This is a genomic window from Streptomyces sp. adm13(2018) (assembly GCF_008042145.1).
Taxonomy (GTDB): domain Bacteria; phylum Actinomycetota; class Actinomycetes; order Streptomycetales; family Streptomycetaceae; genus Streptomyces.
Map to the genome: position 1 here is coordinate 1 of NZ_RDBH01000092.1, position 8,734 is coordinate 8,734.

General features: G+C 74.7%; 8 protein-coding genes and 1 pseudogene. 3 read left to right on the forward strand and 6 right to left on the reverse strand.

The genetic code is table 11. The features are described 5' to 3' along the window. Positions 1-766: MHYT domain-containing protein (locus EAO70_RS08390; protein ID WP_148002382.1), on the reverse strand; the 766-nt coding region annotated here is incomplete at its 3' end. Between the two features lie 209 nt (positions 767-975). Between EAO70_RS08390 and EAO70_RS40255 the strand changes: the two are divergent. After that, a pseudogene (locus EAO70_RS40255) lies at positions 976-1,200 on the forward strand (cysteine methyltransferase); the annotation flags it as partial. 188 nt (positions 1,201-1,388) lie between these two features. Here EAO70_RS40255 and EAO70_RS08400 read toward each other — a convergent pair. Continuing rightward, positions 1,389-1,508: an MGMT family protein gene (locus EAO70_RS08400; protein ID WP_410091162.1), complete on the reverse strand. Its 120-nt coding sequence runs from the start codon at positions 1,506-1,508 to the stop codon at positions 1,389-1,391. Positions 1,509-1,727: 219 nt separating this feature from the next. Between EAO70_RS08400 and EAO70_RS08405 the strand changes: the two genes are divergently transcribed. Then, positions 1,728-3,020 carry an MFS transporter gene (locus tag EAO70_RS08405; protein ID WP_148002383.1) on the forward strand — a complete coding sequence of 431 codons (1,293 nt, stop codon included), beginning with the start codon at positions 1,728-1,730 and terminating at the stop codon, positions 3,018-3,020. A 105-nt stretch (positions 3,021-3,125) separates the two neighbouring features. On the opposite strand, the gene EAO70_RS08410 is transcribed toward EAO70_RS08405, so the two are convergent. From EAO70_RS08410 to EAO70_RS08425, 4 genes are all read right to left on the reverse strand, one after another. Then, entirely contained in the window at positions 3,126-4,121 is a 996-nt protein-coding gene (locus EAO70_RS08410) for a hypothetical protein (protein ID WP_148002384.1), read from the reverse strand. A 3-nt stretch (positions 4,122-4,124) separates the two neighbouring features. Next, a complete protein-coding gene (locus EAO70_RS08415) occupies positions 4,125-5,453 on the reverse strand; it encodes an MFS transporter (protein WP_148002385.1) in 1,329 nt (442 codons plus the stop codon). After that, on the reverse strand, positions 5,453-6,793 hold the full coding sequence (locus EAO70_RS08420) for a discoidin domain-containing protein (RefSeq protein ID WP_148002386.1): 1,341 nt from the start codon (positions 6,791-6,793) through the stop codon (positions 5,453-5,455). The genes EAO70_RS08415 and EAO70_RS08420 overlap by 1 nt, the downstream gene beginning before the upstream one ends. 384 nt (positions 6,794-7,177) lie before the next feature. Beyond that, the gene (locus tag EAO70_RS08425; protein WP_148002387.1) at positions 7,178-7,534 is read right to left on the reverse strand and encodes a cupin domain-containing protein; all 357 of its coding nucleotides are present in this window, start codon (positions 7,532-7,534) and stop codon (positions 7,178-7,180) included. Positions 7,535-7,807: 273 nt separating this feature from the next. On the opposite strand from EAO70_RS08425, the gene EAO70_RS08430 reads away from it, so the two are divergent. Next, positions 7,808-8,734, forward strand: a 927-nt coding sequence (locus tag EAO70_RS08430; protein ID WP_148002388.1) for a pseudouridine-5'-phosphate glycosidase, incomplete at its 3' end; no start/stop codon positions are given.

Consider the following 8,734-nt stretch of genomic DNA (forward strand, 5'->3'; position numbering starts at 1 on the left):
GGCGCGGGGCGCGGGCGGGGCCCTGCCAGTCCGGGTCGCCCATCACGAGCAGCGGGTCGAACATGACGACGACGGCGGCGAGGATGAGGAAGACCGCCGGGCCGATCAGCATCGGCAGCAGCGAGGTGGCGGTGTCGCCGGTCCCCTCGACGGGGTCCGCGCCGTGCAGGTGCACGCTGACCGCCGCCATGGCGGTGTAGTGCATACCACTGACGGCGACGCCCATCACCAGGCTCGCACCGAGACTGGCCAGAAATCCATGCACGGAAACGGCCGCCCAGAGGGCCGTCGTGGCCGCGACGACGGCGATGACCACGGACGTCGCGACGGTGAGCGTGTCGTACTCGACGTGCCCCTGCAGACGCATCCCGGCCATGCCCAGGTAGTGCATGGTGGCCACGCCGAGGCCGGTGATGGTGCCGCCGGTGACCAGGGTGAGCGCGGTCGCCCCCCGGTACCCGACGATGAAGATCCCGACGCCGACCATCAGGACGGCCACGCCCAGGCTGGCGAAGGTGAGGGGCAGGTCGTAGCGGATGGGCGCCTCCTGGACCGAGAAGCCCATCATCGCGATGAAGTGCATGGTCCAGATGCCGCTGCCGATCGCGGTGGCGCCGAGGGCCAGCCAGCCCGCCTTGAAGCTGTCGCGGTGGCGGAGGGATCTCGTGGTGCAGCGCAGGCCCAGGGCGCCGCCCAGGCACGCCATGAGGAAGGCCGCCACCGGAGTGACGATCCCGTAGCTGAATCCGTCGACCGTGCCCTGCATGAGCGTCTGTCCTCCACCCCTGGTGCCACGTCGTCCGAAAACAGTCGGTACCGCTGGGTAGTACTACCGGGGCGAGATTATGGCGCGCCGGGACCGTCGCGACCATGTGACCGGGGAATTTCCGCTCGTGAGACCTGAGCGAGACCTCTTCGTGATCTTGCGAGCGAATTCCGGGCCCGCTGTCGGTGCCGGGTCGTACCGTGGGCGGCATGGACATCGAAGCGTGGCCGGAGGGCGACGGGCGGGCCGTCACCGTGGAGTGGACGGTCCTGGAGAGCGCCATTGGGCCGCTCCTCCTCGCCGCGACCGAGCGGGGGCTCGTGCGCGTGGAGTTCCACGCCGAGGCGGCGCGGCGGGACCGGATGCTCGACCGGCTGGCGGCGCAGCTCGGCGCCGAGCCGGTGGAGCGGGCCTCGGGGCTGCTCGCGGGCGCGGTCCGCGGGCTCGACCGGTACTTCGCGGGCGAGCCGGGCGATGTCGACCTGCCCCTGGACTGGAGCCTGACGGGCGGCTTCAACCGGCAGGTGCTGCGCGAGCTGGCGGGCAGCGTGCCGTACGGCACGGTCGTCGGGTACGGGGGGCCGAGAGTCCGCCCGCCGGACGGCGGCGGCGCGGGCCCCGCTCAGAACAGCGTCGCCGGCAGCACCCCTTCGAGGGCGAGCAGCTGCCGCTTGGTCTCCAGGCCGCCCCCGAAGCCGCCGAGACCGCCGTCGCTCTCCACCACCCGGTGGCACGGCACCACGACCGGCAGCTGCTCGCCCTCGAAGGGGTGCTGCCGGCGACGCTGTTCTGAGCGGGGCCCGCGCCGCCGCCGTCCGGCGGGCGGACTCTCGGCCCTGTGCCCCGGGCCCGGGCTCGGCCTCGCCGGGAGGCACCGTCGGGCGGCACCGCCGGGAGGCCCGTCGGCAGGCCCCGCCGGGAGGCGTTCCCATCAGGTGGGACGGCTGGCACACTCACGTAAGTGACCCGCACCTCCGGCGCCCCTGACGCCACCCTGCCCGCCTCCATACCCGGCACCGTCACCGACGCCGAGCTGCCCGCGCTGCGCCGGCGCGTCCAGGCCGTGCTCATCGCCACCCAGATCCTCGGCGGCCTCGGCATCGCCACCGGCGTCGCGCTCGCCGCCGTACTCGCCAAGGACGTCAGCGGCTCCGAGGCACTCTCCGGTCTCGCGTCGACGGCCACCGTCGCGGGACCCGCGCTGCTCGCCATGCCGCTGGCCGCCCTGATGGCCTCGCGGGGCCGCCGCGCCGGCCTCGTCCTCGCGTACCTCATCGGCGCCGTCGGCGCCGGGGTCGCCGTGCTCGGGGCGGTCGCCGAAAGCTTTCCCCTGCTGCTCGTCGGCCTCGTGGGCTTCGGCGCGGGGTCCTCGGCCAACCTGGCCGCCCGCTTCGCCGCCGCCGACCTCGCCGAGCCGGACCGCAGGGCGCGGTCCATCTCCACCGTGGTGTGGGCGACCACCGTCGGGGCCGTCCTCGGGCCGAACATCGCCGCTCCGGCCGGCCGGAGCGTCGTCGGCCTCGGCATCCCCGCCACCGCGGGTCCCTTCGTCTGGGCCGCCGGGGTCTTCGTGATCGCGGCGCTCGTGGTGGCCGTGCTGCTGCGCCCCGACCCCCTCCTCACCGCCCGCGCGCTCGACGCGTCCGGCGCGGGCGAGGCCCCGGAGGAGCGCTCCCTGCGGGCCGGGCTGCGGGCCGTGCGGGAGTCCCCCAAGGCCAGGCTGGCGGTGGTCACCGTCGCCGGCGCGCACACCGCGATGGTGTCGATCATGTCGATGACGCCGGTGGCGCTCACCCACCACGGGGCCGACATCCAGCTGATCGGGCTGGTGATCAGCGGCCACATCGCCGGCATGTACGCCTTCTCCCCCCTGATGGGCTGGCTCTCCGACCGGCTGGGGCGGCTGTCGGTGATCGGGCTCGCGGTGGGGCTGATCGGCGCGGCGGCGCTCGTCGCGGGCACGGCGGGGTCCAGCCACGGCCGGACCGCCGTCGGTCTGTTCGTCCTCGGCCTGGGCTGGTCGGCGGGCCTGGTGGCCGGATCGGCGCTGCTCACGGACTCGGTGCCGCAGGCCGCGCGGGCCGCGGTCCAGGGGCTCTCCGACTTCGTCATGAACACCGCCGCCGGTGTCGGCGGGCTCGTGGCGGGCCTGGTCGTCGCGCAGGCGGGCTACGGGCCCCTGAACGCGATCGCCGCCTGCCTGCTGCTGCCGGTGGCGGCCCTCGCGATCCGCGGCTCACTCCGCCCGGCGTGAGCCTCCCCCGAACGGCCGGAGCGACGGCGCCGGTCGGTGCGGCCCCGCTCCCCGGTGCGCCACCGCAGGTCGGTACGGCCCCGCCGGACAGTACGGCCCCGCCGGTCAGCGCGGCACCGCCGGGGAGGACGCGCCGTCCGCCAGTCGGCGCGGGGCGCCCGTGCCGTCGGCCGGGACCGACCAGACCGCTCCCCCGTAGCCGTACGCGAGCGTCCCCGGGCCCGTCCACAGCGCCTGGTCGTCGATGCCGCGCCGCTCGGCGACCGGGTGTTCGCGGCCGGTGCGCAGGTCGTACACGTACAGCCGCCATGGCTCCCGGGGGCCGTCGGAGACCCGCTTCTTGAACGCGAGCCGTGTGCCGTCCGGGGAGAGCGAGGGGCATTCGACGTTCTCCCGCAGGGCCCTGGCGGACCAGTTCCGCAGGTCGCCCTCGACGAGATGGGTGCGGCCGCCGGTGGAGACGGTGGCGTAGAAGCGGTTGTCGTCGGCGGCGAAGCCGACGCCCCAGTAGTTGACGTCGGGGGCGTGGTACCGGCGGCCGCCGAGGGAGAGGGGGAGCTGTTCGATGTTCTTCACCAGGTAGCCGGTCCGCAGGTCGAGGATCGAGGTCCGGGTGGAGAAGGACGAGCGGGCGTAGGAGTCGCCGGTCGCGAACATCGTCCAGGCGAGCACGTTCCCCGAGGCGGAGACCCGGGCCCGGCTCGGGATGCCCGGCAGTCCGATCCGGCGCACCTCGCGCAGCCGACGGTCGAGCACGATCGCGTACGAGCGGGCCGGCACGCCCGGCCTGCGCCGGAGGCACAGGGCGGTGTGCCCGGCGGCGTGGAAGCGGTCGCAGGTGGGGCCGCCCACCACCCGGCCGCCGGGCGCGGCCGGGTCCACGCGCGCGACGCGGCCGCTCGCGGTGTCCCGTACGTAGAGCGCGCCGGTGTCGTGGTCGAGGGTGAAGCCGGGGTCGGCGATCCCGGCGACCGCGGCCGCGCGGCCCGAGGCCGCGTGGAGTGTGTAGGCGGTGGCGCCGCCGCCGAGCAGCAGCAGGGCCAGGACGAGGATCCACACGCGCGTGCGGGTGGACGGACGGGTGCCGGTCAGGGCGGACATGGGTCAGTCGCTCCTCTCGGAGGGCTCGGAAGGAGTCGTGGGCAGCAGCCGCGCGGCGCCGCCCAGGGCCGCGGTGAGGGCGAGCAGCGCCACGACGAGCGCGGTCTCCGGCCCGCTCGCGGTCCAGAGGGCACCGAACGCGACGGCGGCACCGAGCCGGGCCAGTGCCTGCGCGGTCTGGACGACGGCGAGCCCGCTCGCCTGCCGGCCCTCCGTCAGGAAGGGGCCCGCCAGGGCCATCAGGACGCCGTCGGTGGTGGCGTAGAAGACCCCGAGCAGCAGGAGGACGCCCGGCAGGACCACGGGGTCGGGCAGCGGCGCGAGCAGGAGTCCGTAGGCGAGCAGCAGGGCCGTGTGCCCGTACAGGAGGGGTGCGCGCCGCCCGATCCGGTCGGCGAGGCGTCCGGCGGGGACGGCGAGCAGCAGGTAGACGCCGGCCGCGCCGAGCGGCAGGAACGGGAACCAGGTCGGGTCGAACGCGAGCCGGCGCTGGAGCAGCAGGTACAGGAAGGCGTCGCCGATGGTGGCGGCGCCGAGGAGGCCGGCGCAGAGCACGATCCGCCGGTATCCGGGAACCCGCAGCCCGCCGAACAGCCCGTCGAACGGCCCGCCCATCGGCCTGTCGATCGGCCTGCCGAAGCGGCGGAGGAGGACGGCACGCGCGCGTGGCTCGGCCGGGACGGCGCGCGCCCGCCGGGCGGAGCCCCGGTGCCGTCCGGGGACGAGCAGCACCCACAGCAGGACGCCGAACGCCCCGACGCAGAGGCTGACGGCGAAGACGGCGTCGTACGCGTCGGCCGTCGCCCACAGCAGGGCGAAGGCGGCCAGCGGGCCGAGGAGGGCGCCGGTGGTGTCCATGGCCCGATGCGTGCCGAAGGCCCGGCCCAGGTCCTCGGGCGGGCTGTGCAGGGTGATGAGGGCGTCGCGCGGCGCGGTGCGGACGCCCTTGCCGAGCCGGTCGGCGGCGAGCGAGGCGGCGATCCAGCCGGTGGCGCCGCCGGCCAGGAGGAGGCCGAGCCGGGAGCAGGCGGACAGGGCGTAGCCGAGGCCGCCGACCTCCTTGTGGCGGCCGCCCCGGTCGGAGGTGGCGCCGCCGAGGAGCCGTACGAGCGCGGTCGCGCCGGTGGAGAGGCCGTCGAGCAGTCCGAACTGGAGGGGGGAGAGGCCGAGTCCGAGGACGAGGTAGAGCGGCAGGACCGCGGTCACCATCTCGGAGGAGACGTCGGTGACCAGGCTGACCGCGCCGAGGGCGAGGACGGTGCCGGGGACGCGCCGCCGGACCCCCGAGGGGGTGGGCGGCGCGTCGGGGCGACCGGTGGTCGCGAGGTACATCAGTGGCAGGTGTAGGTCGGGCCGGAGTCCTTCACCTGGTTGTCGGTGCCGACGTACTGCCAGGTGTAGGTGGTGTCGGTCAGGTCCAGCTTCAGGACGCCGTACGGACCGCTGATCCGCTTCTGGCTGTGGGGCTGGACGGTCTCGATGTCGTACGGTTCGGCGCCGCCCATGCCGCCGACGATCTCGACGATGCCGTCGGCGGTGGCGCGCCCGTTCGGGTCCTGCGGGGCGAACCGCTCGTAGTGGTGGTCATGTCCGTTGAGGACGAGGTCGGCCTTGGCCCCGTACAGGATCTGCCAGACCGGCTTGGACACGGGGTCGTTGCCGTGGCCGCCGGAGGAGTAGAGCGGGTGGTGGAAGTAGGCGGCGACGCAGCCCCGGGTGTTCCGTGCGAGGTCGTCCCTGAGCCACTGGAGCTGCGCGGCGTCGTCGAAGGAGTTGGAGTCGAGGGCGACGAAATGCCAGTTGCCCTGGTCGTAGCTGTAGTACGGCTTGCCCTGCGGGTAGGCGATCGAGCCGAAGTAGGACTTGTAGCCGGCGAGCGGGCCGGCCGGGTCGTAGGTCTCGTGGTTGCCGGGAACGGGGCGGGTCTTCGCCCTGAAGGCGCCCCAGGACGTGTCGTAGTACTTCCGGAAGTCGGAGAGCAGGGCGTCGTCGTACTGGTTGTCGCCCATCGTCAGATAGAAGGACGGGGCGATCCGCTGGGCGAGGGCCGCGGTCTTGGGGTGGGCGCAGGAGCTGCTGGAGGCCGTGCACTGGGCGGCGATGTCGCCGGCCGCGACGACGGTGAAGGCGCCGGCCGGCGGCTCCGTGGTGCCGGTGGTGCCGTAGACCTCGACGGAGAAGAGCGAGTAGCCGTACGAGGTGCCGCGGGCGGTCCCGTACACGCGGAGGTGGCGGCCCCGGCCGGTGAGTCCGGTCCAGTCGTCCGTTCCGCCGTTCCCCGCGGCCTCGTTGGCGAGGCGGGTCCAGGTGGTGCCGTCGGCGGAGATCTCGACGCGGTAGGCCTTGGCGTAGGCGGCCTCCCAGACGAGCTTGACGCGGGAGACGGTGGCCGAGGGGCCGAGGTCGACCCGGATCCACTGGGGGTCGACGCCTTCGGCGCTGGCCCAGCGTGTGGTGGAGACGCCGTCGAAGGCCTTCTCCGGGCCGTAGGTGCCGGCCTCGACGGAGGAGGACGTGGCGGGCCGGCCCTGGGAGATCAGGGGGTCGGCGGCGGCGCCCGCCCGTTCCGGGAGGGCGAGCAGCAGCCCGCCGACGAGCAGCAGCACGGCGGCGAGGACGAAGGGGAGGGGGGTCGTGGTGCGGCGAGGTGGGGCGGAGGCGTTCAGGCGCATACCTGGGCTCCCTGGCCTGGGAATCGGCGAGAGCTGGACACCGGTGCGGCGCACCACGGGTCCGCCGCGCGGCGACGGGCCGGGGCGCCCGTGCCGCGGGGTGCGGACACGGGCGACCGGCCGGGTGGCGATTCGGGCGCCACACGGCGAGGGTGCTCGGCGGCCGGGTCAGAGCTCTCGCTGAGCGCGTCACGCCCCTGGGGGTGGGGCGCCGCGCCGAGCCGCTGCCGGGATGCTAGCGGATAGGAAGGTTTCCTACCAGACCTCAAGAGGCCGAGCCGGAGGCCGAGCCGAAGGCCGATTCAGCGACTGGTCCAGAGGGTGATTCCGGGGCCGACTCAGGGGTGATTCAGGGGCTGCTCCCAGGCCGACGCCGGAGCCGGTTCAGAGGCTGATGTGGTACGCCTTGCGCAGCGTCTCGTGCACGGTCCAGGTCGTCCGGTCGCCCTCGCGCAGCACGCAGGCGTCGCCCGGTCCGATCTCCAGCGTGGCGCCGCCCTCGACGGCGACGGTCGCCCGGCCGGAGACCACCACGAAGAGCTCGTTGGCCTCGGTGTCGGTGACGACGCCGGGCGTGATCTGCCAGATGCCGCGCAGCTGCTTGCCGTCGGCGGACTCCCACAGCACCTTGCCCGTCACCTCGGGCGTGCCGGAGACGATCTGGGCGGGGTCGAGCGGCTCGACCTCGAGCTCCGCGTCGGGGATGTGCACGGCGAAGGAGGGCTGGTCATGTGTCGTCATGGGCGGTGACTGTAGCGGGGGTCCGGGGCCGCCCCGAGACCGGGACCGGGTGGACCGGAGCCCTCCGTTTCGCCTTCCACCAGGGGCGATGCCCGGAACCCGGCGGCACGACGAAATCCGCACGGCCCCTTCGGCGCAGCGCCGGACGGGTGGCGGGGCCGCTCCGGACGAGCCCGCCGGGCGGCCCGTGACGGAATCCGAAGGGGCTTTCGCCGGATGGCCGGTGCTCGCCGTCGAGGTTTGCGGGGTTCGCGGCCGCGCCAGGAATGGGACATGTCCACACAGGTGTCCGAAGAGGTACGCGAGGCGCTGCACGAGGGGCGTCCCGTGGTCGCGCTGGAGTCGACGATCATCGCCCACGGCCTGCCGCGCCCGCGGAACCTGGCGGTGGCGTGGGAACTGGAGGAGCTGGTGCGGGCCGGGGGCGCCGTACCCGCCACGATCGCCGTCGTCGACGGCACCGCCAGGGTCGGCCTCGACCGGGCGGCGCTGACCCGGATCGCGGAGGATCCGGAGGTGCGGAAGCTGGGTCACCGCGATCTCGCCCCGGCCCTGGCGACCGGCGCGACGGGGGCGACGACGGTGTCGGCGACGGCCTGGCTCGCGGACGCGGCCGGTGTGCGGGTGTTCGCGACCGGCGGCCTCGGCGGTGTGCACCGCGCGTGGACCGAGACGCAGGACGAGTCCGCCGACCTGCGGCTGCTCGCCCGCGTGGGGACCACCGTCGTGTGCGCCGGGGTCAAGTCGATCCTCGACGTCCCCGCGACGCTCCAGCGCCTGGAGACGCTCGGCGTGACGGTCGCCGGGTACGGCACGGACCGCTTCCCCGGCTTCTACCTCGCCTCCTCGGGCGAGCCGGTCGACTGGACGCTGGGGAGCCCGGAGGCGGTGGCCGCGGTGATACGGGCCCAGGACCGGCTCGGGGGGCCGCGGGCGGCGCTGATCGTGGCCAACCCGGTCCCGGTGGCGGAGCAGCTGGACCCGGCGCTGCACGACCGGGTGCTCGCGAGCGGTCTGGCGGCGGCGAAGGAGAAGGGGATCACCGGGCAGGCGGTGACGCCGTTCCTGCTGGAGTACCTGACGGTGCACACGGAGGGCGCGTCGCTGGAGGCCAACCTGGCGGCGGTACGGGGCAACGTGCGGCTGGCGGCGGCGATCGCGGCGGCGTACGCCGGTGGTGTGCCGGGCGGGGGCGGGGTG